At 62.8% G+C, this 23,100-nt stretch carries 23 protein-coding genes; 15 read left to right on the top strand and 8 right to left on the bottom strand.

Annotation, left to right across the window (positions count from 1 at the left end; translation table 11 throughout):
* Positions 1-132: 132 nt before the first annotated feature.
* A complete protein-coding gene (locus DI606_RS10700) occupies positions 133-1,908 on the top strand; it encodes an ABC transporter ATP-binding protein (protein WP_293982573.1) in 1,776 nt (591 codons plus the stop codon).
* Here DI606_RS10700 and DI606_RS10695 read toward each other — a convergent pair.
* The 4 genes from DI606_RS10695 to DI606_RS10680 form a co-directional block, all read right to left on the bottom strand.
* Positions 1,890-2,675 carry an N-6 DNA methylase gene (locus tag DI606_RS10695; protein ID WP_246428392.1) on the bottom strand — a complete coding sequence of 262 codons (786 nt, stop codon included), beginning with the start codon at positions 2,673-2,675 and terminating at the stop codon, positions 1,890-1,892. The two genes, DI606_RS10700 and DI606_RS10695, sit on opposite strands and share 19 nt — an antisense overlap.
* A gap of 63 nt (positions 2,676-2,738) precedes the next feature.
* Positions 2,739-3,437, bottom strand: a complete 699-nt coding sequence (locus DI606_RS10690; RefSeq protein WP_159365873.1) for a hypothetical protein — start codon at positions 3,435-3,437, stop codon at positions 2,739-2,741.
* Positions 3,438-3,534: 97 nt separating this feature from the next.
* A complete protein-coding gene (locus DI606_RS10685; protein ID WP_159365872.1) occupies positions 3,535-4,149 on the bottom strand; it encodes a hypothetical protein in 615 nt (204 codons plus the stop codon).
* A complete protein-coding gene (locus DI606_RS10680) occupies positions 4,142-4,627 on the bottom strand; it encodes a hypothetical protein (RefSeq protein WP_159365871.1) in 486 nt (161 codons plus the stop codon). Before DI606_RS10680 ends, DI606_RS10685 begins: the two co-directional genes overlap by 8 nt.
* A 192-nt stretch (positions 4,628-4,819) precedes the next feature.
* Here DI606_RS10680 and DI606_RS10675 point away from each other — a divergent pair, with 192 nt between their 5' ends.
* Entirely contained in the window at positions 4,820-5,890 is a 1,071-nt protein-coding gene (locus tag DI606_RS10675; protein ID WP_185706774.1) for a MucR family transcriptional regulator, read from the top strand.
* Between the two features lie 96 nt (positions 5,891-5,986).
* On the opposite strand, the gene DI606_RS10670 is transcribed toward DI606_RS10675, so the two are convergent.
* Positions 5,987-10,282, bottom strand: coding sequence for a strawberry notch family protein (locus DI606_RS10670; protein ID WP_159365869.1), 4,296 nt, complete (start codon positions 10,280-10,282; stop codon positions 5,987-5,989).
* Between the two features lie 112 nt (positions 10,283-10,394).
* Between DI606_RS10670 and DI606_RS10665 the strand changes: the two genes are divergently transcribed.
* The gene (locus DI606_RS10665; protein ID WP_159365868.1) at positions 10,395-11,060 is read left to right on the top strand and encodes a UPF0149 family protein; all 666 of its coding nucleotides are present in this window, start codon (positions 10,395-10,397) and stop codon (positions 11,058-11,060) included.
* A 42-nt stretch (positions 11,061-11,102) separates the two neighbouring features.
* Here DI606_RS10665 and DI606_RS10660 read toward each other — a convergent pair whose 3' ends face one another.
* Entirely contained in the window at positions 11,103-13,133 is a 2,031-nt protein-coding gene (locus DI606_RS10660) for a ParB/RepB/Spo0J family partition protein (protein WP_185706771.1), read from the bottom strand.
* Between the two features lie 153 nt (positions 13,134-13,286).
* On the opposite strand from DI606_RS10660, the gene DI606_RS10655 reads away from it, so the two are divergent.
* A complete protein-coding gene (locus tag DI606_RS10655; protein ID WP_159365866.1) occupies positions 13,287-13,562 on the top strand; it encodes an HU family DNA-binding protein in 276 nt (91 codons plus the stop codon).
* Positions 13,563-13,619: 57 nt separating this feature from the next.
* Here the strand turns inward: DI606_RS10655 and DI606_RS10650 are convergent, their stop codons facing one another.
* Positions 13,620-14,498, bottom strand: a complete 879-nt coding sequence (locus DI606_RS10650; protein WP_169860749.1) for a toprim domain-containing protein — start codon at positions 14,496-14,498, stop codon at positions 13,620-13,622.
* A gap of 412 nt (positions 14,499-14,910) precedes the next feature.
* Here DI606_RS10650 and DI606_RS10645 point away from each other — a divergent pair, with 412 nt between their 5' ends.
* The 4 genes from DI606_RS10645 to DI606_RS10630 all read left to right on the top strand — a co-directional run bounded on the left by DI606_RS10645 (position 14,911) and on the right by DI606_RS10630 (position 16,959).
* A complete protein-coding gene (locus DI606_RS10645; RefSeq protein ID WP_159365865.1) occupies positions 14,911-15,648 on the top strand; it encodes a LuxR C-terminal-related transcriptional regulator in 738 nt (245 codons plus the stop codon).
* A gap of 92 nt (positions 15,649-15,740) precedes the next feature.
* Positions 15,741-15,893, top strand: a complete 153-nt coding sequence (locus tag DI606_RS10640; RefSeq protein WP_293982559.1) for a hypothetical protein — start codon at positions 15,741-15,743, stop codon at positions 15,891-15,893.
* Positions 15,890-16,384, top strand: coding sequence for a hypothetical protein (locus tag DI606_RS10635; RefSeq protein WP_234893137.1), 495 nt, complete (start codon positions 15,890-15,892; stop codon positions 16,382-16,384). Before DI606_RS10640 ends, DI606_RS10635 begins: the two co-directional genes overlap by 4 nt.
* A complete protein-coding gene (locus DI606_RS10630) occupies positions 16,327-16,959 on the top strand; it encodes a RadC family protein (protein ID WP_159365863.1) in 633 nt (210 codons plus the stop codon). Before DI606_RS10635 ends, DI606_RS10630 begins: the two co-directional genes overlap by 58 nt.
* A gap of 137 nt (positions 16,960-17,096) precedes the next feature.
* Here the strand turns inward: DI606_RS10630 and DI606_RS10625 are convergent, their stop codons facing one another.
* Positions 17,097-17,375 (bottom strand): hypothetical protein, encoded by a 279-nt coding sequence (locus DI606_RS10625; RefSeq protein ID WP_159365862.1) that lies wholly within the window; start codon positions 17,373-17,375, stop codon positions 17,097-17,099.
* Between the two features lie 173 nt (positions 17,376-17,548).
* On the opposite strand from DI606_RS10625, the gene DI606_RS10620 reads away from it, so the two are divergent.
* The 7 genes from DI606_RS10620 to DI606_RS10590 all read left to right on the top strand — a co-directional run bounded on the left by DI606_RS10620 (position 17,549) and on the right by DI606_RS10590 (position 23,044).
* Positions 17,549-18,304, top strand: a complete 756-nt coding sequence (locus DI606_RS10620) for a LuxR family transcriptional regulator (protein WP_159365861.1) — start codon at positions 17,549-17,551, stop codon at positions 18,302-18,304.
* Positions 18,305-18,391: 87 nt separating this feature from the next.
* Entirely contained in the window at positions 18,392-19,018 is a 627-nt protein-coding gene (locus DI606_RS10615; RefSeq protein ID WP_159365860.1) for an acyl-homoserine-lactone synthase, read from the top strand.
* A 12-nt stretch (positions 19,019-19,030) separates the two neighbouring features.
* The gene (locus tag DI606_RS10610; RefSeq protein ID WP_159365859.1) at positions 19,031-19,942 is read left to right on the top strand and encodes a phytanoyl-CoA dioxygenase family protein; all 912 of its coding nucleotides are present in this window, start codon (positions 19,031-19,033) and stop codon (positions 19,940-19,942) included.
* A 5-nt stretch (positions 19,943-19,947) separates the two neighbouring features.
* The gene (locus DI606_RS10605; protein ID WP_159365858.1) at positions 19,948-20,292 is read left to right on the top strand and encodes a MarR family transcriptional regulator; all 345 of its coding nucleotides are present in this window, start codon (positions 19,948-19,950) and stop codon (positions 20,290-20,292) included.
* A 565-nt stretch (positions 20,293-20,857) separates the two neighbouring features.
* Positions 20,858-21,418: an RNA polymerase sigma factor gene (locus DI606_RS10600; protein ID WP_234893136.1), complete on the top strand. Its 561-nt coding sequence runs from the start codon at positions 20,858-20,860 to the stop codon at positions 21,416-21,418.
* A complete protein-coding gene (locus tag DI606_RS10595) occupies positions 21,415-22,452 on the top strand; it encodes a FecR family protein (RefSeq protein WP_159365857.1) in 1,038 nt (345 codons plus the stop codon). Before DI606_RS10600 ends, DI606_RS10595 begins: the two co-directional genes overlap by 4 nt.
* A 43-nt stretch (positions 22,453-22,495) precedes the next feature.
* Positions 22,496-23,044, top strand: a complete 549-nt coding sequence (locus DI606_RS10590) for an STN domain-containing protein (RefSeq protein WP_293982545.1) — start codon at positions 22,496-22,498, stop codon at positions 23,042-23,044.
* Positions 23,045-23,100: the final 56 nt, after the last annotated feature.

The following is a 23,100-nucleotide window of genomic DNA, read 5'->3' as shown; positions in this document are numbered from 1 at the left end:
CTTCCCGCACCCCCTTCCCCCCCCTTTCCGGGTCATGGGATCGCGCATTCCAAAGCGGCTGATTTGGCGCTAGGATAGCGGCCGCGTTCCAAATCCTCCTTCTGGCTCAACGATCGCCAGGAGGTCTGTGCAGTGACGACATTTGGTATATTGGCGCGGCTGACGCAGCTGATGCTGTCGGCGCGGCTGGGTGCAAGGCGAAGCCTGTTCGAGGCCTTCACCCTCGAAGCCCTCGTGATCGCGATGGGCGTTGCCGGACCCTACGCCCTCAAACTCCTGATCGACATGCTGGCAGCTTCCTCGGAATCGCGCCTGTATCTGTTCGTCACCGTGATGCTGTTCGTGGGATGCTGGGCAGGCGCATCGATCCTCGAAACCGCGAGGCTGTCGTGCACCGCGAAAATGGTCGATGCGCTGGCGCGGCATTACACCATCCGCGCGCTCGCCGCGGCCCTGCCCGAGATCACCGCGGCGCGCGACAGCCGCAGCGGCCGCGTTCCCGGCATGCTGGAGCGCCTGCCCTATAGCCTGACGCTGGTCGTCGAGGGTCTGATCTGGCGGCTCGGGCCGGTGATCCTCCAGGCTCTGGCCAGTCTCGTGGTGATCGCAGGCCTGATCCGGCCGCGTTATGTCCTGATCCTGGCGCTGACGCTGGTGGGTTTCCTCGCCGCGACCTGGCTCGGCGCCAGGCGTCACCGCGTTCATGCCGAGGCGACGAATACGGCGGCATCGCATGTCTCGCGCACCATCGGCGATATCCTGCGCAACGCCCGCCGCGTGGTGCTGAACGGCGCGCTCGACCGCGAGCTGCGGCATACCGGCGCTGCCCTCGGTTCGAAACGGTACGAGGCGGCCGGCATGTACCGTTCGCTCACGCTCATGGCCGCGCTGCAATTCTGCGTGGTCGGGCTCGGTCTCGTGGCGCTGCTGCTGCTTGCCGCTCTCGATGTCGGCCAGGGGCGCATGAGTGCGGGCGATTTCGTCCTGCTCCAGACATACGCCTTCCGGCTGACCGTGCCGCTCAGTTCGCTCGGGTATATCCTCGCGCAGGCTGGAGTGGCGATCGCCAATATTCGCGACGTCCTGAACTTTGCGACCATCGATACAGATAACAGCGCCCTGTCCCCTGGTCTTACAGCGTCGTCAGATCTTGTCGCCGAGAATGTAAGCTTCCGCTATGGCGAGGGCATGCCCGGCGTGGCCGGGATATCTGTGCATGTTCCGGCTGGTTCTTTCGTCGCGATCGTCGGTCCCAACGGTTCGGGCAAGTCCACGCTCGCCCAGCTTCTCGCAGGCGTGCTTACCCCCTCTTCCGGCAGGATCGCGGTGGGCGGGACAGATATCGCGACGATCCCCTGGGCGGATCGGCATCGCCATATCCTCTATGCGCCGCAGTTCATCGGCCTGTTCAACCGGTCGCTGCGCGAGAACATCCTCTATCCCCCGGCGAACCAGGCGATCGGCGATGTCGAGGAATTGCTGCACCTTTGGAGGTTTCACGAGCCCGGCAGGTCGATCGACTTCGAGATGGAACTCGGGGAACAGGGCGAGCGTCTTTCGGGAGGCCAGGTCCAGAAGCTGGAGCTCGCACGGCTGGCAGGCGTGGACGTGCCGGTGCTGATCCTCGATGAAAGCACCTCCGCGCTCGATCCGCGCAGCGAGGCGAACGCGATCGCGAAATTGCGGGGCAGAGCCGGCGGGGACACCACGCTCATCATGATCACCCATCGGCTGGCAACGGCGCAGGACGCGGACCAGATCCTGTTCATGGAGGGCGGACGATTGGTAGGCTTGGGGAAACATCGGGAGCTTATGGATCTTCACCGGTCATATCGGCAATTGTGGTTGGAGGAACGCTCGGCGAAGTTGCCTGATGGTCAATGGCCGGATCAGAAGAGGCTGAGTTGACGTGGTAGCGGCGCTGGTTTGTTGCAGTCGGGCGCAGGTTCGGTCTCACCGATTGAGTAGGCCGTTTTCGCAGCCAAAACAGGCGGAATCATTTCGTTGGGGGTCTTGTCCTGGGGCGCTGACGCGAGCCGGGCCGTCCAACCGCCAAGGATGTGGGCCGGTGTGAGCCACTGTTCGCGGAACTCACCGGAAAGGGTATTGCCGACGATCAGGCGCGCGGGAACGTGCAGCAGCGACAATTGCGCATAGGCCATGTGGACTGCGCGGGGATCGATATCGATCGCGGTCACATGGAGGTGGCGCTGGTAATTGATACCTTGCGATCGCAGGACGTCGGTAAGCGCGATGACCATGCTACCGGACCCGCATGCCGGCTCCATGGCGGTAAGATGTCCGCGAGTTTCTATGCTTTCCCGAAGGGTGGCGGGATTGCCGATCAGCATGGCCGCCATCGCTCTGCTGAGCGAATAGGGCGTGAAGAACTGGCCCTTCGCCTTGTTGTGCAATTCGAGATCATGGAACAGCGCGCCGAGCACATCGCCCATCCCCGCTTCCAGCGCGAGGGCGAGTTCGGCCATGACCCGTGGGAAACTTTCGACGACGTCGGCGCCGTAGCGCCCGATAATGTCGAGGTAACGGGCTTCGCGCCGCGCACGCTCGCGCAGATCGACGCTGTTGGCGATCGCGATCGCCATCGCCTCCGTGCAGTGCCCGAACACCGTGTAGATATCGTGGCGCGGCTGGCAGCGCTCGAGGAGCTTCCGCATGGCCTTGAGATGCGGGGCATGGGCTGCGGACCCATCCAGAGCAAACAATGAGGCGGCCATCGCTCAGGCCGCTGCTCGCCACTCGTACAGCAGATGGGCATCCGGGTCGTGATCCGAACCGATGGAAATGCGCACCAGCTTGCCGTCGCAGGCGAAGGCAGCGGCGCGTGGGAAATCGAGATGGCTCCTGCCTTCGAGGATCAGGTCGCCCGATCGTACCTTGGTGATCGTGCGGGTGGTTCCCAGCGATCGATGGCCCGCCGGCGCATCGATGAGTTTCAGGGTATCGCCCGGCTTCACCCGCTTCTTGAACGCGGCGAGCGACACCAGCGCTTCGACCGGATTTCTGGGACCGCGCCTCTTCGCGAGCGCCGCCCAATAGGCCCGCCCGATCCACGCTTCGCAGAAGAAAGAGCAACTGTGAAATCCCTGCAGCGCATTGGCGCACGTGAAACCGAACCGCTCCATCTGGTCGCGCACATCGACGATGAACGCGTTCTGCCTATCGCGGTCGGTAAGGTCGGCAGGCGTATCTAGGATTTCTGCGGTGACCTTCCGGCCGCCCGCAAATTTACTCGTGCTGATCGCGAAGCGCGTGAGGATGAACTGATCAGCGAGATGCCGTCCCATCCGTGACGCAAGGGAAGGCAGATCCTCCCCCGAGCGGTACAGATCGCCCTGGTACTGGAAATTGCCGCGTTCGTCGTAATCGGTCTGGCTATACAGGCGCGCGGGCGCACCCGGCGCGGTGACGTCGGTCATGGGTCTATCCTTGTTTTGCGGAAGAAGGTCGCGACGGGACGCGGCGGCGTCTCGCCGACCGCCGTTTCACGGCATGTAGATGCCGAAGGGATTAGGTTTAAGGTGCCGCACCGGCCGAGCTTTGCCGTACGGCGATCCAGTCGAGATAGCCGAGACGGGTCGCGTCATTGGCGACTTCGGTTCTCCAGTCGGACACGGGATGGAACGGGTGATCGCTCCAGGGATCGGCAGCGGGCTGCAGCGCTTTCGAAAGTCCCTCGGCAGTCTCGCTGAATTCGATCCGATCGGCAAAGATGGCGCACCATCCACCGCCCGTATCCTCGGGCCGGGGACGCGAAGACCCATAGCTCCACGTAAAGCCGATCGGCGCTTCGCCCAGCGTCTGCCGGCAGCAGCGCTGGATCAACGCGGCTATGGCGTCGGGTTTAAAATCGCTGTCACCATAGATCGACACCCTGCACGGATCGGCTCCGGTGACCCGGAGCTCGGCGCTGAACTGGGGAAACCGCGGATCGTCGAAGATCGCGAGCAGGCCATTGAAAGGGTTGCCCAGTTCGACCGGCGGGAAAGCCGCGAGGAATTCTGCGCTCGGGTTGCCTGGTGCCAGCTCGTCGTCGAGGTCAGCGGCATGCTGCCATGCCTCTTCGATCAGCGCGGCTTCCTTCGCCGTGCAAATGAATGCGACCGAGCCCTGAACATGGTGATCAGCCATGGGGGATCTCCGAGATGACGACATCGGTGGGCTCGTCGTCCACGATCAGCAGGGCAGGCGGATTCCTGCGCGCACGCTGGTAGTCCGCTTCGATTGTTTCGATGCTTCCCAGTTCCCGGATGCGTTCGATGGAGAAGACCTGCTCGTCTTCCTCGGTCGTCAGAAATTGCTGTGGTTCGCCGTTACCCGTGTAAACGATGCGAACCGACGGGAAGCTTCCAGGAGAAGCGCCAGACCAGCGAATATAGTGGAGACCGTGCCGGCGACAAATTTCCTCGATCTCTTCGAAACAGCCGTTGGCGACATCATGATCCATGAGCGCGAGTGGCTTGCCGACCGGGATATCGTCGGGATCGAACGGCGTGCCGTCCCAATCGACCGCCGGATTATCGGCTCTGATCGCGTTGATCAGTTCGGGGTAGCAGGACCGGGCTAGTCTGCCGCCGATCAGGATGTGCGCGGATACGCAGTTCGCCATGTTGCACCTCATGGAATAGCGAGACCTCGAACTGGTCTTCTGCTCTACTCCTCCCCCTCCCCTTTCCGCGGACTGACGGGCTTGTTTCACTGACGACTTGCATGAGGCGTGGGAACAGGCTTAGCTTTCCGGCAATTCTTTTTCGGCAAGAGCCAACTTCCCTATTGCCTTGCCTTAGCCTGGAGTTTTTGCGTGGCCGATACCGAGCAGCCCGATCTCACTGCAATGACCGTGCAGTTACTGAGCGCCTATTTCTCGAACAACCAGGTGCCGGCCGGCGACATCGCCGGGATCATCGAAGCGACACGCGGCGCCCTCGAAGGAAAGGCCGAAGCCGAAGCGCCCGCGCCGGTGGAGCATGTTCCTGCCGTATCGGTGCGCAAGAGCCTGGCCTCGCGCGAGCACATCATCAGCATGATCGACGGCAAGCCATACAAGACGCTGAAACGGCATCTGGCGACCAACGGGCTGACCCCGGCCGAGTATCGCGAGCGCTACAAGCTCCCGCGGGACTATCCGATGGTGGCTCCCGCCTATTCCGAGCACCGCCGTGCTGTCGCTGCTAAGCTGGGCCTGGGAAGAAAGGCTGGCGAAACGGCACAGAAGGAAGCGTCCGTCACCGAACAGGCCGTACAGGAGGCAGCGCCGACGCCGGCCCCGGTGAAGGAACAGAAGCCGAAACGTGCGCCCGGCAAGGCCAGCGCGGTAAAGCAGGGTGACGAGGCCCTTGGTGTTACATCCGGGCAAACGCCGGAATCAGCGCCTGCATCGGCGCCGGAAAAGCCCAAGCGCTCGCGCGCGAAAGGGGCTAACGCCAAGCCGACCATCGAGGCTCCCGTGATCGCCGTCGAGACGCCGGAAGCCGCACCCATGGCATCGGTCACACCGGCTGTCTCGGCTGCGGCCGCACCTGCGCCTGTGCCTGTGCCTGTGCCAGCACCCGCGCCCAGAAAGGCGAAGGGTGCAGCCACAAAGTCTGTCGCAAAGAAACCGGCGGCGAAGAAGGCATCCCCGAAAGCATCCAGCGGTGCGAAGAAGCCCGCCGCTGCCAAGGAAGCTGCCGCCCCGTCGACCACTCCGGAAACCCAGACTCCTGAAGCTGCGAAAATGGAATCGTCCACGCCTGCCCCCAAGAAGAAGAAGCTCGGGATCGTCACTGACGCTAAGTCCACCACATCGCCGAAAGCCAAGACTTCCAGCAAGCGTACGAATGCCGCCAAGAAAGATGCGGCCAAGGTTGATACACCGGCATCCGCAGAATGATTGGAGAGGGTGAAGTGCGATGCTGCCGCGCTTCACCCTTTCCTTCTGCAATATAGTGGGATCTGGAGCGGCATAGCTTCGCGCGGCAGCGGTGGATCAACTCCGATCCTCAATGATCCTCGTCAATATGTCGCACGCGCAATCGGGTGGCAGGAACAATCTGGTCCTGAAACTCAAGACCTCCGAGAATGCCCCACAGGACTTGAGCCAGGTGCGATCCTCCGGCCGGTAATCGCGGATTTCGAGGCGGGGACTATCGTTGACCTGGACCCGAACCAGCCTGGCTGGGCCCAGGCCCGGAATCGCTACGCCGCCGGCCATGCGCGCGCCGGCAATGATCTCGTCAGGCCCTAGAATCACGCCACCGGCAAGCCCGAATGCCTGTTCGAGCCGCTCGAGGGCGCCGGGATGGATGATACGCCCGAGAATGGACATGCCGGTGCCGTCGTCGATCCGCCATACGCGCACGTCATCGGCGGGTAGCCTCTTCCACACGGGCAGGAGCAGGCCCGTCGCCAGCGTGATCGTTTCGACCACAAGCCTTTCCCCAGCATCGCGGGCTTCCGCGTCCCAGAGCGCCTGGAAGCTATCACGCTCGATCTCCTCCCAGTGGCTGCCGGCAAGTGCCGCGACGTCCATTCGCGCCCGGCCACCAGGGCGTATGAGATAACAGCGTTCGATCCATTGGCCCTCGTCGTCCTGCCCCGGCCATGTCGGCACATAGAGCGCCACCCGACCCGAGCGCGTGTTGTGCAGCCACCGCACGTCGTCCGAACCGCGCAACTCGTACTGCAACGCGGCCCAACTGGTGACCGGCGGTCTTCGATGAAGTTCGAGCCGTAACAGCCTCGTTTCCGCGCCGGTCACCGGGTCGGCGCGCAGGAGCTGGTCGGACAGAACATGCACACGTTCGGCGCGGATCGTCTCGATCCCCAGATCAAGCGTCCCGGCGGCCCGCGCCGCCTCGACGCGATCCTCGACCAGTCCCAGGAATTCTTCGAAGATGCGGTTCTGCGTGGCGATGCGCAAGGCCAGGATGCGATTGAGCCAGCGGTGGATCGGCGGCAGGCGCTCCTTCAGTTCCCCGCCCTCGTCGCACAGTTCCAATCCGGTGATCTCCTGGAAATCGGCGAGCGTCACACTGCGCAGCTTGCCCTCATAAAGAAGATGGAACCACTGGACGAGCGCATCGCGCGCGAACTCGGATTCCAGACTGTCGGATGGATCGAAAAGATTCTGCGATCCGGCCTGACGCTGGCCCCGGGTCAGCGCGCCGAGCGCTTCGAGGCCCCGGATAATCGTGCTGAGGAACCGGCGCTCGCCGCGGCAATCGGTCGTGAGCGGGCGATAGACCGGCGGCGTCACCTGATTGGTGCGGTGGCTGCGACCGAAGCCCTGTACTGCCGAAAGGATGCGAAATCCCAGTTCGAGGAGAAAATGGGTCCGGCGACAATGCGCGGTCGGGCAGTTCCGATCCGAATGCATGGACCGGCCGGTGCTGCCCGCGAGAGAGAAGGCGGCGATCGATTTATTGCCGTTCTGAAAGGCCTGGACCTCGAGGACATTGGCGCGGGCGCCGCGCCTCTCGATCTTCTGCCGGCCCGTACTGTCGGTGACGATGCGCCGGGAACGGCCCGTGATCTCGGCGACCCGCTCCGTACCAAAATGTGCGATCAGCGCGTCGAGCGCGGTCGGAATGGCAGGCAGAGCGCACAGGTCCTCGATCAGTTCGTCGCGAGAAGCAATTGCCTGCCTGCAGAGCACGGGATTGCCTTGGGCGTCACTCATCGGTTCCGAGCGAACCGTGCCGTCATCGGCGCGAAAGACCCGCATCTGGCGCACCGGGAAGGCATTTTTCAGATAATCGACGAGGGTCTCCTTGGGAGAGACCTGGACATCCATCATCGCCCGTTCCTCCGGCGAGAGTTCGGACAGTCGCCGGTCCATGATGGCTTCGCCCGTGCTCGCCAGCTGCACCAGCACGGCATTACCCGCCGCCAGTTCCTGCTCGATGGCCGCGATGAGCGTCGGAATCTTCAGGCTCACGAGCAGGCTGGAGAAAAACCGCAACTTCGCCCCCTCGAAGGAGCTGAGCGCTGACCCGCGCGCCTGGCCGTTCTGGGTCTTGCCGGAAATCCTATCGACCACGCCGATCTCGGCGAGAACTTCTCGGAGGCCTCGATGGATGATCCCCCAACTGTCCGCGTAGGCATCGTATACCGAGATCTGGTCCGGCGTGAGCGCATGCTCCAGCGGTTCATACTCGACGCCGGCGAAGCTCAAGGCGCGCGCGGTGTAGAGACCCATCGCCTTGAGATCGCGGCAAACGACTTCGAGCGCGGCGATGCCGCCCTCTGCCATGGCCTTCATGAACATGTCGCGTGTGGCGAAGGCCGTACCGGCTCCCCATAGCCCGAGACGAACGGCATAGGCGAGGTTTTCCGGCCGCGCCGCGCCGGTCGCCGACATGTAGAGGATGCGGGCGCGTGGGAGCGCATTTTGCAGGCGGACGCCGGCGAGCCCCTGTTCCGAGCCGTGCGCCTTCCCGAAATCCGTCTCGGTCCCGGCTGCATGGGCCATGGCGTGGGATTCGTCGAAGACGATCACCCCGGAGAAATCCTTACCGGTCCAGTCCAGCAACTGCTGCAGGCGCGATGCCGTATCATGGCGGCTCGAGCGCAGCGCAGCGTAGGTCAGGAAGACGATGCCGCTTTCCATGGTGATCGGTGTGCCCAGCGCAAAGTTCGCGACCGGCTGGATATCGATGGCAAGGCCGCCAAGCGCTGTCCAGTCACGGCGCGCGTCCTCGATGAGATCGGCCAGCGAAATCCAGATCGCGCGGCGATTGCCGCGGTTCCATTGATCGAGAATGATGCCTGCTGCCTCGCGCCCTTTCCCGACGCCGGTCCCATCGGCAACGAAGAAGCCGGTCCGGTAGGCGCTGCCCTCCTCGTCCTCGAGCAGGCGATCACCGGCCAGATTGGCCGAGAAGCGCCCGGGAAGATCGCGTTCGTGCGCTTCGCCTGCATGGATGATGGTCTCAAGCTGCGCGTCGGAGAGCGCCTTGAAGGCACGCTTCTGGAGACGGGGGTGGTAGCGAGGGGCCGGAAGCGAGACGGATGCCATCGCGATGGATTCGACGAGTTCGTCCGGATGCGCGCAGGCGTCGTCGATCACAAGCCGAGCGGGTTGCCACAGGGAATAGATGCCGATCGCCTGTCCCGGTGCGAGCGGCGTCTCCCGTACGCTGTAAGATACCGGTTCGGGCGGTTCGCTCGCGGGAATGCGGACTGGCGGCGCTATTTTCCGTGAAGGCCGCGTTATCAGGGGAGCAGTCAGCGGTGGCTTGGGTTCGGGCGCGGGACAGGGCTTGGCCACCGGTGCGGGAGCCGGGGGTGGATCGAAAGGATCAAGCCGGGAGGGAAGAGCCAGCACGATATCGAGAGCAGCCTCGATCGTGTCCGCGACATGACGCTGGGCTTCTCCTGTCCATCCCTTGTCGTAAACGAAGAGACGGACATCGATACTGGTCCCATGCTTGGCATAGGGGTTACCGCGGATGGTGATCTCGGCGCGCGGCGGCGCCATCTCGGCAACGGCAGTGTAGCCGAGCGAGGCGGTGCCATCCGCCGCGAAGTTCGGCGGCATGATCGCCACGCAGCGGCCGCCGGGGGCGAGGCGGCCCAGCGCGGCGCGCGGATGGCGGGCGCCGGCGTGGCGATCGACACCGCGCCCGGCACTGCGGCTGAAGGGTGGGTTGATCAGCACCAGCGTCGGCCTCGGAGCGCTCGCGAGCAGATCGCCGATATGTTCGCCGTCATGGCGAGTAACGGTTCGATCGAAGATCCGGCCGAGCAGGTCGGCCCGTTTCGGATCTAATTCATTGAGTTGCAGGCACGCACCCGCTCGCCATGCATGGACCGCGAGCATCCCCGTGCCCGCCGACGGCTCGAGCACGAGGTCATCCTGCCGGATCTGCCCGGCAAGGCCTGCGAGCCAGGCGAGGCTCAGCGGCGTGCTGAACTGCTGAAATTCAATTTGTCGCTCGGAACGATAGGTCTGGGTCGGGAGCGCATGTTCGAATCCCCGCAGTGCCGTGAATATCTGCCGTGGCTCTCCCTGAAGAAGCGGGCAATCGGCGTCCTGGAGCAGCATCACCTGCGCGGCTTCGAGTGCATCGTAGGCATCGCGCATGGTCCAGGCGCCATCGGCGTCGTCGGCCCCGAATGCCTCCAGCATGAAGCGCTTGAGAGCCTGTCGTGTAATCTGCGCGCCGCGGCGCATGTGCTGGGCGAGCGATATGGCGACGCAATGCAAGGATGCTGGTGCATCCATGGTGGCGAAGGCGAGTTGGGACATATGCTTGGACACCTCGGCAGACAACGGGATCATTCATCGCTCCCTTCCCCCCCTCCGCTCCTTGCGCGCTGGTCCCGGTGCGGATGCCAAGAATTGGAGATGTCCCGAACGATGACGAGCGGGCGAAGGCGGGCTAGAAAGGGAAATGGCTTTCTCGTTCGACTATCTCGATGAACTCGATCAGCTGCTGCTCGCGCAGGGCGACGACTGCATGCTGCTCACCCAGCTCGACGGCTTCCTCACCGGCGTCATCGTCAGCCCGGACCTGATCGTGCCCAGCCAATGGCTTAAGACGGTCTGGGCGGGAGACGACGGCGAGGGCATTCCCACTTTCGTCGATGCCGGCGGCATGCAGCATTTCATCGATCTGGTGATGCATCGCTACCATGAGATCCTCGCATCGCTGGCACAGCCCGGCACGTTCGAGCCGGTGCTGGAAATCGACACCCGGACCGACGAGACGCTGTGGGAGATGTGGATCGAGGGGTTCGGGCAGGCGATGGACATCTCGCCGGCCGGATGGCTACGGGTTCTGGCCGACGATGACGCCGGATGCCGGGCGGCGATCGAGGGCATCCGGACATTGCGCGCCTTTGCCGACGGGACGCGGAAGCTCACGCGCGCCGAGGAGGATCGCTGGGATACCGAGGCGCCCGACCTGATCCCGATCTGGGTGGAGATGCTGCATCAGTGGCGGCTGGAGAATGATCCACACCGGCCTTCCAGCATCAAACGCCAGAAGATTGGCCGAAACGACCCCTGCCCCTGTGGATCGGGGCGCAAATACAAGAAGTGCTGTGGCCTGAACTGAGGGGACGAGGCGGGACCGGGACAGGCCCGGTCCCCACGATCTTCACGCAGCGTGCGGCAGAGTTTCGTCGGTTGCATTATCGGATGCGTCGACCGACCGGACGGGCATGTCCGCATCGGCATTCGCCGCTTTAGCATCGGCATCGGCTTCCCCTTCGGAAGGGCCAAATCGCATCTGCTCGGGCAGCCAGGCGAGTGCCCGTTCCTGGATCTCGGGCTCGATGACCACGTCTCCGCCAAAGAGCCGCTCGGCCGATGCGGCAAGGTCGTGCTTCTTCGAACCCGAATAGCGCACGCGCAATTCCTCGCCGCCGATCCCCTCGAAGAGAGCGAGGATGCCGGGCCTGGTCAGCTTGTCGAAGAAGGTCAGTGCGGTGGGGCGCCACCAGGCGGCGACGTCGATGCCGAGCTTGCGACCGAGATGGTTGAGGAAGTCGGTGCCCTCGCGCCCATCGGGAACGGCATGGAGCGTGCGCGCGATCGCCCAGCCCAGCCAGGCCGCCCGCGCTTCATCGCCAAGCGCGCAGAAGGCATCGTAACGCTCCTCAAGCCCCGAGTAGCCGGTCCAGCTGCGATCGAGCGCCTCTTCGAACCTGCGCCATTCTGCCGCAGCCGGGGTCTCGGGCTTGAAATCGGCAAGCAACGGTTGGGGCGCCGTGGCATATAGATCGCACGGCACGATGCAGGGCATATGCCGGCATTCCCGCTCGACCATGAGGAAGGTACCGAGATCGAGCGCGAATGCCGGGTCGCTGGCGACATGGACGGCGAGGAGCTCGGTCTTCATCATCGCCAGCATCTCCCGCAGGCGCTGGCTCATGGCGGGCGCGGTATCGATCGCCGCACCGGAGCCGCTGAGCCCGTCGGCAGGTTCGGCGTCTTCGTCATCGCTCTCGTCGGCACCCGTGTCGGCAGTGGGTGCGAGGTAGAGCTGATGATGGATCTGCGGGGTTCCATCGGGTTTCAACACGACATAGCCGAGCGCGGAGGCTTTCTGCTCGGCGTCGAGCACGGGTTCACGTTCGGTGATCGCACCCAGTTCAGCCTGGAGGTCGGCATAGCGCTGCGCCTCATCGCCTTCGGGCTCACAGGTTTCATCTCCCGCGCGAAGGTCGATCCCGGCGATTTCCGCTTCGATCTCCTGTTTACGTGCTTCCTGGTCTTCGGTGAGGGGCTCGATGCTTCCGCTCAGCGGTTGCAGCGCGAAGGTCGCCATATAGGGAACGTGCTCGGCGGCAACCACCCGCACCTCGCCCAGCCCTTCACGCTGACGGATCACCTCAGCCTGCGCGGCGAGCTTTTCTGCGGCGAGGTCATCGAGAATATGGGTATCGATCCAGCGCTCATCGGTAGCGGTCGAAAACAGATCCTGGTCTTCGACCCGCCCACCGGCGGCGATATAGGCGTCGCGTCCGACCAGCAGCGCCCTGGGATCATCGGCGCGGTAGCTGTAGGTCTTGAGCGCGCGCCGGATCTCGTTGACGTTATCGCGCGAATAGCCGGTCCGCAGCGATTCCCACACCGCCATCTGCCGGCCCGTATCTGCGGTCGTGGCATAGGCCTTGGCAACGTCGAGCGTGATCTCGTCGCCCTCGAGCGCGGCGAAGATCGGATCGGCGAGATTAGCCAGGCGCAGGCGGCCGAGCACGAAGCGTTCCTCGATGCCGAAGCGCCGGGCGATGTCCGCGGGGTTCAGCTTTTCGACCTCGATAAGGTCGCGGAAAGCGAGGCAATCTTCGGCGGGAGAAAGCGGCGCCCGTTCAAAATTCTCGACGAGGCTGACCTCGCGACCGTCCTTCGTATTGGAAAGGACCAGGACAGGCACTTCATGATCGGGCCGCAGTCGGCCCTTCTCGATCAGGCGGTGGATCGCGTCGAGGCGCCGGCCACCGGCGGTGATGCGGTAATGCCCCTTCTTTCGGGACACCGGCACGCCGACGAGGTTCTGAAGGAGGCCGTGCGCGGCGATGCTGGCTTCGAGCTCGGCATCGGCGCGCGGATCGGTCCGCTTGCGCACGTTGATGGGCGACTTGGCGAGATGGCTCGCGGGGATGAGAAGGGCTGGTTTGATCATAGGATAACTCCTGGAGCAGAGACGGCCCGCACAATCAGGCCGCGCGCGCTGCCCCCTTCCCCCTCTCCTTTCCGGTCGCGCCTTTTTGGGTCGTGACCATGGGCTACTGCGCGACTAAGGAAACGAGCTTCGCCATTTTCCAGGAGACTCTTCATGAACAATTCCGAACTCGCAGAAGCGCTGGCGGCGGCGCTCGGCCTCACGAAAGCCGATGCACGCCAGGCCGTCGACAGCATCTTCGATCTGATCACCGATGCCGCCGCGAAGGGCGAGGAGATTTCGCTGAACGGCTTCGGCAAGTTCAAGGTCAAGGATTCCCCGGCGCGCGAGGGCCGCAATCCGGCGACCGGCGAGACCATCGCGATCAAGGCCTCGAAGAAGCTGAGCTTCGCCCCGGCCAAGGCGGTGAAGGATCGCCTCAACGGCTGATGGGTTCGCTGCCCCGCGTCTCGTGACGCGGGGCAGCCTCCTCTCGTTGGCATCCCCTCAGGCCGCGCGCAGCCGGGCGGCGAGCACATCGGCCCAGTCGTTATACCCTGCAGGCGGCCAGGCGCTGCGAATCTCCAGGTCAGGCCGGGCATAGGCTTCCAAAGCGCGCTGGTGCGCGGACCACCCGGGCCCATCCCTGTCGAACAGGAGTACGAGTCGTTCGAGACTGTCGGGCAGGAGAATATGCCCGGCGCGCTCGGCGCCGAGCGTGGCCCAGACCGGAAGCCGGTGCAGCCGCATGGCAGCAAGCGCGGTCTCGATCCCTTCGGCGAGACCCAGAATGTCGTTTGCGGGGGCCAGCTGGACCGCGCCGCGACCGGGTCGTCCCAGCATCATGCGAGCATCGGTCAGGTCGTTCGCGAGAGTGAATGACACCGGATCGAGGAAGGACCGATGGACAGCGACGATCCGGTGCCTCTCGCGCACCGCGGCGATGAGCGCCGGGCGGAATACCACGTCGCGACCGCGTCCGAGCGGTGTGCGCGCGTTAAAGCGCAGGTCATGCCACGGCGGCTGGAGCAGGCGCCCGGACAGATAGGTGTCGGCGGGCGTCCCGATGAGTGGAGCAGATGCATCCCAGAGGCGCAAGGCTGGCCCCGGTCGCGGTGCGGTCTGGTTCGAGCGCGATAATGGAACATCGGGAGCCGGGCGGGGAAGAGGCAGATGCAGCCGTCGGATCGCATGGAGGACGGCGATCGTGTCACAGCCCGCAAAGCATTTGAACAGCAGGGCGCGGCGGCCGACGCGGATGGACAGGCTCGGATCGTGATCGTTATGGGCAGGACACAGGCAGAGCCCCTGCCCATTCGTCCATCTGCCGCTAAGCCGTCGGCACAACCGTTCACCCTCGATCTCGAGGTCAGGTGCTGGGGCCATGGTGCTCGCTCCCTACATGGGCGGGGGATATGCGGATGTCGGCAACGGGCGATATCCAGTGGGAGCTTCGCACGACGATACCTCGTTTCGTTCGCCATTCGCCCTCCCCCTCCCTTTCGCCGCATCCCGCTCGCGCCCGACTCGGATTGGCGTCGGGGTGAAAAAGCGAGTCGTCGCCGGTACGAACCGGGTTAATAGATTTTAACCGTCTACCGTTGCCTTAAGGCTACATATCGTTGATTCCCTTGACCAATCGCCTGTTTGACCTGTCACCAGGCGGATCGGAGAGGTATAGTCTGAAGCGGCATGTGATCGAATTCGACACCGTTACCGGCAGGCATAGCCGGAAGATCGGATACGACGCGCAGCAGGAAAGGTGCGACTTCATATTGCCCGAGGAGGGCGACGGGAAATGCCCTTGGTTACAGACCATTCGGACAAGATGAAGCTTCTCAGCCGGCGGCATGGCGACTGTCTGCGCGAGGCGGCAAAGAGCTATTCCGCCAAGGAAATCGGCCTGATTTTGGGTCTGTCGCCCAGCACCGTGAACAATCTCATATTCGAGGCGCGCCAGATATTGGGCGGGGTTTCCCGCAGGGTCGCAGCCCAGATGTTCGTGGCCTGGGAGGCACAAAATGCCCCATCAGAATTCCAACATTTTTTGCCCCCTCATTTATTGCCCCTAGGCGAGAACCGCGATTCCTGCCCTGATGTGGGTGTTGACGAACCTACGGACACACAGACGCAAGTAGCACAGGCAGTCGACAGCTTCGCGGAGGAACAACGGCCTTTGGCCAATGGAAACCGCGCTCGCTCGTTACGCGCCCTGCGTGATCTGGCTCCCGTCCGTACAGCAGGGAGGCAAGACAATGACCTGACCGGATCTTATACGCTGATCATCTTTGTGTTCCTGATGGCGGCGTTGCTCGTCATCATAGGTTCCGCAGTGTCGCTGCTCTCGGCGCTCAACACTCTCGTGAGCCAGTACGGCAGCATCTATCCCAAAAACCATATTCTTGAACCTGTCCGTGAGGATGGGAAGGAGCAACCATGCGCGCTCAACGCCAGACCATCGCCCGAAACGTCGCTGAACGTCTCTTCGCCGCTGAAGCGGCCCTCGATATCGCTGCCGCCCGGATTGCCGAACTGAATGCGGCCCTCCCCCTGGCTCGCCTGGATGCCCGTCTATCGGCGGCCATCGGCCAGGACGCCTTTGCCAGTTCCGCCTCAGCCATGGTGCTTATGGCCGAAACGCGCGAAAGGATCGTCGCGACCCACGCCAATCTCAAACGGGCCAGCGACGACATGGGCCTGACCGAGGTGAGCTATGGCGACCTGCTCAAGGTCAGGGGCGCTATCTCGGAGCCCGCCAGCCAGCACCTGCGGGCGGTATGATCGCCCGCGTCGTGTTTGACGAGCTTTCACAAATCATGTTGCCATGGGTCATGACGAGACAAATCCTGTTCTCCGCTCTACTGGTCGTCAGCAGCGGCTATGCATTCGTGAAAGGGGGCCGTCCCGAGCAGATCGGGGCGGCAACCCTCCTTGGAGGCGCGGGTCTCAGCGTTCTGGCTGCATCGCCCGCCATTCACCGCTTTGAGCACGTCGAGACAGGTATTCTTCTGACCGACCTGGCTATCCTGGGAATATTCCTATGGCTATCCCTTCGGAGCAATCGCTTCTGGCCGATGTGGGTCGCAGCCATGTTGGCGGACGAGGTCATCGTCCATGTCATGCTGCAGACTGTGCCGAATGTCGTGCCGCGCGCTTACATGCATGCGATAGCGGTATGGAGCTGGCTGGCGCAGATCGTCCTGATCGCCGCGACATGGCGTCATCAGGACCGGCTGAAGCGCCGGGGTGCCGACGCGCCCTGGAAGAGCTGATCGGGCTCACCCGGCCCGACCGGGCCCGCGAACTGGCCGATCGTCTCTTCACCCGGTTCGGGTCACTGGGTGGTGCGCTGGCGGCCTGTCCGGCTGAGCGGATCGAGCTGCTCGACCACGCCATGGATGTCGAGCGAACATTCCGCTGCTTCCAGCGCGTCGTGGAGCAGGTGCTGCGGGCACCTTTGGCCGAGCGACCGATATTGTCGAGTGATCGGACCGTCCACGCCTATCTGCGCGGCAAAATAGCCTATGAGCGGGCGGAGCATTTTTGCGTGCTGTTCCTCAACGCGAACAACGAACTGATCGCCGACGAGATCATGGGCGTCGGGTCGGTTTCCGGTGTCCAGGTCTGGCCACGTGAGATACTCAAGCGGTGCCTTGAACTGGATGCCACGGCTATCCTGCTCGCACATAATCATCCCTCAGGGTCGCCCGTACCGTCGCGAGCCGATCGGGATGTTACGGAGAAGATCGCGGACGCGGCCCGGTGCTTCGGTATCGTCGTGCACGATCATCTCGTTGTCGCGCGCCGGGGGATCGTGAGCTTTCGCAAGGCGGGGTGGCTGAAATGATGCTCATCTCTCCAATCCACTGCGCGCTCTACGGGCCGGGGGCTGGACAATCCACAATCACGGGCTTCGTTGCGCGATACGCTGGTCCGGCGGATTGGCTGAGCCTTGCTCCAGAACCCGGAAAGCAGATGGACATATCAATGCACATCCGCTTCGAAGTGTTCGACAATACGAAGAAGCGCGTCCCGGACCTCTTCGGCGTCGATGCCGAGTGTCTCGGCAATGACCGGGACAGGCTGTTTCTGGCGGAAAAACAGGTCGACGGCCTCGGCGACATAGGGCGGCTCTTCGCGCAGTATCGCTTCAAGCTTGCGGGTATGGCGCACAAGCTGCCGCTTGCGTTGCCAACGGGCATGCGCACCACGCGCACGACGAAGAAGTTCGCGAAACGCGGTCAGGATTTTTTGTGTGGGCATGGCGGGCTCCACGCTGAGAATGAGGAAAACTACAGATCATCTGTCTTCCTCCTCCCGCTCCACTTCGCGAGACGCCGAAAATATTACGTTCGCCCTCAAACATAACGCCGAACATGGCGCGACCAATGGATGCCTGAAAGGAAATTTCCGAACATGAATTAAGGAGGCATACGATGTTCGACAGGGACGACTACAAGCAGATAGTCAGTATTCTGGGGGAGACGTCAGACGATAACCGGGTCTATGAAGCCCTTGAACGCCTGACATTCGTTTTGGGATTCGACCGATTCGCGATCAGCCATCATGTCGATCTGCTGCACCCGCCGGTCGGCGCTTATGGCCTCACCAATTACGACAGCGACTGGCTGAATGAGATCATCACCGGGCAATATTTCCTCGACGACCCGGTCCAGATCTCGTGCGACGGGCGAAACACCGGCTTCCTCTGGCCCAACCCCCGGATGCTGGAAACGCTCACGCCGCGTCAGCGCTACATCTTCGAACAGGGTGCGAAGCGGAACCTGCGCGGCGGTTATACGGTACCGATGCACCTCCCGGGCGAATATGCCGGAAGCTGCACGTTCGCCACGTCCCGGCTCGACACAGTGCCATCCGAGGCGATGCCTGCCGCCTTCTTCGCGGTGTCCTTTGCCTTTGAAGCGATGCGGCGCGTCGTAAGGCTCCGGGCAGGTCTTGAACTCCCCGCGCCGCCCAAGCTCAAACCCCGAGAGCGGGAAGTGTTGATCCTGCTCGGGCGCGGCAAGACCTATGGCGAGATCGCCGACATCCTGCATCTCTCGGAACATACGACGCATGAATATGCCAAGCGGATCATGCGGGCCTATGGGAATATCCAGCGCAACAACCTCATCGCCCGCGCCCTGTTCGACGGCATCGTCACGTACCCCGAGTTGTTGTCGATGCACTGATCAAGTCCCAGTTCCGGGTACAGACTCGCGGTGTCCCTCACACCGATGATGCTCTCTGCCGATTCCGGCCAGACAGGGAGCATCACCATGATCCGGATTTTCGAAGGACACGAACCACCGGGCGCCAACCCGGTTCTCGACGCCATGCATCATGCGCGCAAGCGGGTGTTCGTGGACCTGCTAGGCTGGGACGTCCCGGTGGTCGCCGAAGCGTTCGAAATCGACCAGTTCGATGATGACCACGCGATCTACATCGTCGCCAGCGACGACGGCGGCGCCCATCAGGGATCCATCCGCTTGTTGCACACCAACCGTCCGCATGTGCTGGGGACGATCTTTCCTTCGCTATGCGACGCAAGCGTGCCCGTTGGCCCGCAAATCTTCGAACTGAGCCGGCTATGCCTTTCGCGCGGCCTGCGGGCCGCCAGGAGGCTGGAAGTCCGCAACGCGCTCGCGACAGCCGTGGTTCAGTTCGCCCTCCAGCGCGGCATTGCAGGGTATAGCTGCGTTGCCGATTCCAGCTGGCTCAGCCAGATCCTCTCGCTGGGCTGGACGGTTCGGCCACTGGGTATACCGCAGATGATCTCGGGTCTGCCGACCGGCGCCCTCCTCATCGAAATCGATGCCGACACGCCTGACAAGCTGCGGGCGGCCGGAACCCACGTTCCGATGCGCATCCTTCCCACCGCCGCGATCGATCGCGAAGCCGCCTGAAGGGAGATAGTCATGACCCTCATTGCTATCGACAGCCTGCAGCAGGACATCGCGCACTATGGCGATCAGCTCGACCGGGACGGCTACTGCATCGTCCGCGGTGCCGCGCCGCGGCTTCTGGTCGAAAAGCTGGGCGATGATCTGCGGGCCGGTTTCGAAACCACACCGCTCTCGCAGGGGCCCTTCTACGGCGAGACGACGCGGCGATTTCATGGGCTTCTGCACCGTTCGCCGCGCACTGCCGGTTTCGTTCTCGATCCCCTGATCCATGGCGTTGCCGAGCGAATTCTCCGGCCCTGGTGCGATACGATCCAGCTCAACCTCACCCAGGCGATCGAGATCGAACCGGGCGGTCTCGCCCAGCCGCCACACCGGGACCAGGACATGTGGCCCATCCATGCGCCCGGCGTCGAATATCTTCTCAACGTCATGTGGCCGTTTTCCGCTTACACGGCCGAGAATGGCGCAACGCTGGTATGGCCTGGCAGTCACCGGCGCCAGGACGAAATATTCATCGGCATGGAGGAGGCGGTTCCTGCAGAAATGGAGCCGGGTGATGCCCTGCTGTTCCTCGGATCCACCCTACATGCAGGCGGGGCCAACGTGACTGCGATGCCGCGGCGTGGGATGATCATCAGTTACAGCCTCGGATGGCTCAAGCCTTATGAGTTGCCGTGGCTTGCCTATCCGCCACATGTCGCCCGGACACTGCCGCGCGATGTGATGGGCCTTGCGGGCTACCGCGCCCATCGGCCCAACCTCGGCACTTACGAGGGCCGCTGCCCCTCGCTACTGCTGGATGAAGCGGAGAACGGCCCAGTCGGCGCAATCGACATGCTACGCCCGGATCAGGAGGCGCTGATCGCCAATTATCGGTCGGGGCTCATGCCGGTCGACGATCCGCTCCGGGCCAGGGCTGGGTAAGCGCCATGGATCAGCGACAGCGCATCTGCGAAGCGCTCAAGCAGCAGCACCGCCTGGCTGAGCTCAAGCTCGGGCTCGAAAGGCGGCAATGGCCCGAATGGCTCATGGTGATCGATCTCTATCGCGCGAGGGAGCAGGGAATGAGGGAGGGGTTCAAGGCACTCGCCGCGACATCCGGGCTTTCAACCGCGACGGCCTTCCGCCGCACGGTGGAGATGATCGATGCGGGCATGTTGGACCGTAAGGCCGATCCAGACGACCGGAGGCGAAGCCTTGTTTCGCTATCGGACAGGACCCGGTGCCGGATGGATCACATTATGGATGAGCTGGGAGATATTTTGAAAAACTGACGAGCTTCCCGACACCGCATTCACGGCAGGATCAGTGAGAGCTCCACTGATTATCGTGTGTTCTCCTGGCATTCATTCCCACCGTTCTGCACTGCCGTATACCGACGCACATCGCTTGCTGAGGTCCGCTGCGCATGAACGTGCGAACGTGTGATCCTCGTTCACGGATAGATCGCCAACTGCCAGCCGGACGGGCGTTCGATCCCTGCGCAGGGCGTTGTTGATTGCACCTGGTGTCAATTCCCTCTTGCCACTCAACGGCTTCCATGTGCAAATGGCCTCGCTTCCGTGAAATCCGGAAGTGGGGCGTGGAAACCTCTTTATCTCGCAGACTCGGTCGATTTTTGGGCCGGGTGGCATGCGCGTATGTCCAGCCGGTTACGGTAAAGGCGCATGCGCCTGCCGCGAGACAGGTTTCCAACATCCGGCTTCGGCCGTCGCCCCGAGTGGACATAGGTGCGACGCATGGAGCCAAGACGACAGACGGGAAAACACAGCGGCGCGAGCGCCGCGCTGGCGACGTGCCCTTATTCGACCGGGAATCCGCGCGGCCTCTCGAACCGAAATGTCCGTCATGCCCGGTGAAGGCCACGCCGCTACCGATGCGGGTCAGGAATTCGAAGATCGCGGCGATGATGTGATCGTCCGGCTGTACCGCGAGGAGACCCGGTGGCTGGTCCGCTATTTCCACCGCAACTCGGTACCCCATGCAGAAGCGGACGAGCTCGCTCAGGAAACCTTCTTCCGTTTCCTCCGGAGCGGCACCGCAAAAATGCTTACGACACCGCAGGCCTACCTACGCCGGATCGCCACGAACTTGCTGCGCGACCGGGCCGATCTGTCGTCAACGCGCGTCGATAATCTGAAAAGCCCCTTGTCCGATGCTGAAGATCTCCCGACCCCGTTCGACCCGCTCCGCATCCTCACAGCGCGTGACGACATCGCCTTTTGCGAGCAATTGCTGGAAGCACTGGACCCCTTCGACTGCGAACTATTTCTGCTAAACCGTGTGGAAGGATATAGCTTTCGCGAAATCGGTCGGCTTAAGGGACTGAATGAGTGGGCGGTGAAGAGGAAGATATTCAAGGTGCTGGACCATCTGCTGGACAGGATGGAAAGCCGATGACCGACGAAGAGCCGGGCTCGCTCACTGTCAAGCAACAGGCACGGCGCTGGGCGATGGAGGTTCACACGGATCCCGCGCTGCGCTCTGCCGCAATGCATTGGTGCGCTCAGTCGCCCGAACACAAGGCGGAATTCGACATTGCCTATGCCGCGATCTCGGACGTCGTTGATCCCGCATCCGTGAATGTTCACGAGCGCCACGACAGAAGTCCACAAGAGAACCGCCCACGCGTGCCCTGGGCAAAGTTGGCGATCGCAGCTTCGCTGGCCGCCATCCTGCTGTTGGGAGCGCATTTCGTGCCGGGCCAGAATGTGCGTTCGCCCTCCACTCTGCCCCCAATTGCATCGTCAGGCGCGAAAACCGATGATGCGCCACAGATCTTTACCACCCGGAAAGGCGAGGTGAGAACGATCACGCTTGCCGATGGGTCGGTCGTAACGCTCGATACCGATAGCCGCTTGCTTGTCTGGTTGCATGAAGAGCGCCGGGACGTCACGCTCGATCACGGCCGCGCCATCTTCGCCGTTGCTCATGACGCTTCGCGCCCTTTCACCGTCACCGCTGATGGCGGCACCACCACAGCGCTCGGCACGCGGTTCGGTGTAGAACGGCGTGCACATTGCCAGATGAATGTGGTGTTGTACGAAGGACGGGTCGCAGTCACTCCACCGTGCGAGACACGCAAGCCATCGGCACCGGCAGCGAAGAGCTACCTTCAACCAGGCGAACGGATACGCTACTCTGGCACACCCACGGTATCCGGCAATGCTGTCACCGAACCGGCGCCGGCCAACGACGAGCAATGGACAACCGGCGTGAAGAGCTACGACGATGAGGCCGTTAGTGTGATCCTCGCTGAGGTGAACCTCTATTCCGACGTCAAGTTGGAGGCAGCTTCTCCAGAAATTGCCGCAATGCGGGTAAGTGCAGAACTGCATATCCGCAATCCCGAAAGTGTGGCGAAGCATCTTGCCCGCGCGCTCGGCCTTACCGTTGAAAACCAGGCCTCGAACAGGCTCGTACTGACAAAATAATCGGCGGAATGCTCGCCGCTGAATTTCTCCCGTCAAGCTTTGTATGCGCGTCACGCAACGCGCCATCCAGGCAATGGGGGATGAAATGCGAGTGGTTCGTAACGGCTTTTTCGTCGGTGTTTGCGCTTGCGCGTTAATCGGCGCCACACCTGCACTAGCGCAAGCCGACAAGGTATTGAATTTCAACTTACCGGCTCAGTCCCTTACGGACGCGTTACGAGCAATCGCACGGCAAAGCGGCCTAGAGTTCTCAGCTCCAGCTGATCCCCTGCGCGGTAAAACTTCAAAACCCCTCAAGGGTCACTTCTTACCCGCGGAAGCTGCCAAGCGATTGCTGAAAGGCACCGGTCTGATTGCCGAAGTTGTTGAAGGCGCATTGATCGTGAGGGCTGTCGAAGCGTCAGCCAGCGCGAGAACTGCGGGAAACGGTGACGACATCATTGTCACAGGATCACGCATCCAATCTGGGGAAACATCTTCCTCAACAATCAGGCTTAGCGCGGATTCCATTCAATTGGCTGGCCAAGCGGATCTTGGAGAGGCGCTGCGTGCGTGGCGACAACTACGATGGCCGGTTGAGCGGCAACTATGATGGCCGGTAGGATCGGTTGTCTGGGCTGATCGTAGGGAGGGGCGTAGCCCTGACCG

It is taken from the genome of Sphingobium sp., from assembly GCF_003248505.1.
Classification (GTDB): domain Bacteria; phylum Pseudomonadota; class Alphaproteobacteria; order Sphingomonadales; family Sphingomonadaceae; genus Sphingobium.
This window is presented reverse-complemented; position numbering and strand designations above follow the sequence as displayed.

Excerpts from the sequence above, each read along its gene's own strand:
- DI606_RS10635 (WP_234893137.1), top strand. The coding sequence starts at position 15,890 with ATGATCGCCCGCGTCGTGTTTGACGAGCTTTCACAAATCATGTTGCCA.
- DI606_RS10655 (WP_159365866.1), top strand. The coding sequence starts at position 13,287 with ATGAACAATTCCGAACTCGCAGAAGCGCTGGCGGCGGCGCTCGGCCTC.
- DI606_RS10695 (WP_246428392.1), bottom strand. The coding sequence starts at position 2,675 with ATGCGGAAGCTCCTCGAGCGCTGCCAGCCGCGCCACGATATCTACACG.
- DI606_RS10595 (WP_159365857.1), top strand. The coding sequence starts at position 21,415 with ATGACCGACGAAGAGCCGGGCTCGCTCACTGTCAAGCAACAGGCACGG.
- DI606_RS10685 (WP_159365872.1), bottom strand. The coding sequence starts at position 4,149 with ATGGCTGATCACCATGTTCAGGGCTCGGTCGCATTCATTTGCACGGCG.
- DI606_RS10615 (WP_159365860.1), top strand. The coding sequence starts at position 18,392 with ATGATCCGGATTTTCGAAGGACACGAACCACCGGGCGCCAACCCGGTT.
- DI606_RS10660 (WP_185706771.1), bottom strand. The coding sequence starts at position 13,133 with ATGATCAAACCAGCCCTTCTCATCCCCGCGAGCCATCTCGCCAAGTCG.
- DI606_RS10670 (WP_159365869.1), bottom strand. The coding sequence starts at position 10,282 with ATGATCCCGTTGTCTGCCGAGGTGTCCAAGCATATGTCCCAACTCGCC.
- DI606_RS10640 (WP_293982559.1), top strand. The coding sequence starts at position 15,741 with ATGGCCGAAACGCGCGAAAGGATCGTCGCGACCCACGCCAATCTCAAA.
- DI606_RS10690 (WP_159365873.1), bottom strand. The coding sequence starts at position 3,437 with ATGACCGACGTCACCGCGCCGGGTGCGCCCGCGCGCCTGTATAGCCAG.
- DI606_RS10645 (WP_159365865.1), top strand. The coding sequence starts at position 14,911 with ATGCCCTTGGTTACAGACCATTCGGACAAGATGAAGCTTCTCAGCCGG.
- DI606_RS10600 (WP_234893136.1), top strand. The coding sequence starts at position 20,858 with ATGTCCGTCATGCCCGGTGAAGGCCACGCCGCTACCGATGCGGGTCAG.
- DI606_RS10630 (WP_159365863.1), top strand. The coding sequence starts at position 16,327 with ATGGCGTCATCAGGACCGGCTGAAGCGCCGGGGTGCCGACGCGCCCTG.
- DI606_RS10610 (WP_159365859.1), top strand. The coding sequence starts at position 19,031 with ATGACCCTCATTGCTATCGACAGCCTGCAGCAGGACATCGCGCACTAT.
- DI606_RS10680 (WP_159365871.1), bottom strand. The coding sequence starts at position 4,627 with ATGGCGAACTGCGTATCCGCGCACATCCTGATCGGCGGCAGACTAGCC.
- DI606_RS10590 (WP_293982545.1), top strand. The coding sequence starts at position 22,496 with ATGCGCGTCACGCAACGCGCCATCCAGGCAATGGGGGATGAAATGCGA.
- DI606_RS10625 (WP_159365862.1), bottom strand. The coding sequence starts at position 17,375 with ATGCCCACACAAAAAATCCTGACCGCGTTTCGCGAACTTCTTCGTCGT.
- DI606_RS10620 (WP_159365861.1), top strand. The coding sequence starts at position 17,549 with ATGTTCGACAGGGACGACTACAAGCAGATAGTCAGTATTCTGGGGGAG.
- DI606_RS10650 (WP_169860749.1), bottom strand. The coding sequence starts at position 14,498 with ATGGCCCCAGCACCTGACCTCGAGATCGAGGGTGAACGGTTGTGCCGA.
- DI606_RS10665 (WP_159365868.1), top strand. The coding sequence starts at position 10,395 with ATGGCTTTCTCGTTCGACTATCTCGATGAACTCGATCAGCTGCTGCTC.
- DI606_RS10605 (WP_159365858.1), top strand. The coding sequence starts at position 19,948 with ATGGATCAGCGACAGCGCATCTGCGAAGCGCTCAAGCAGCAGCACCGC.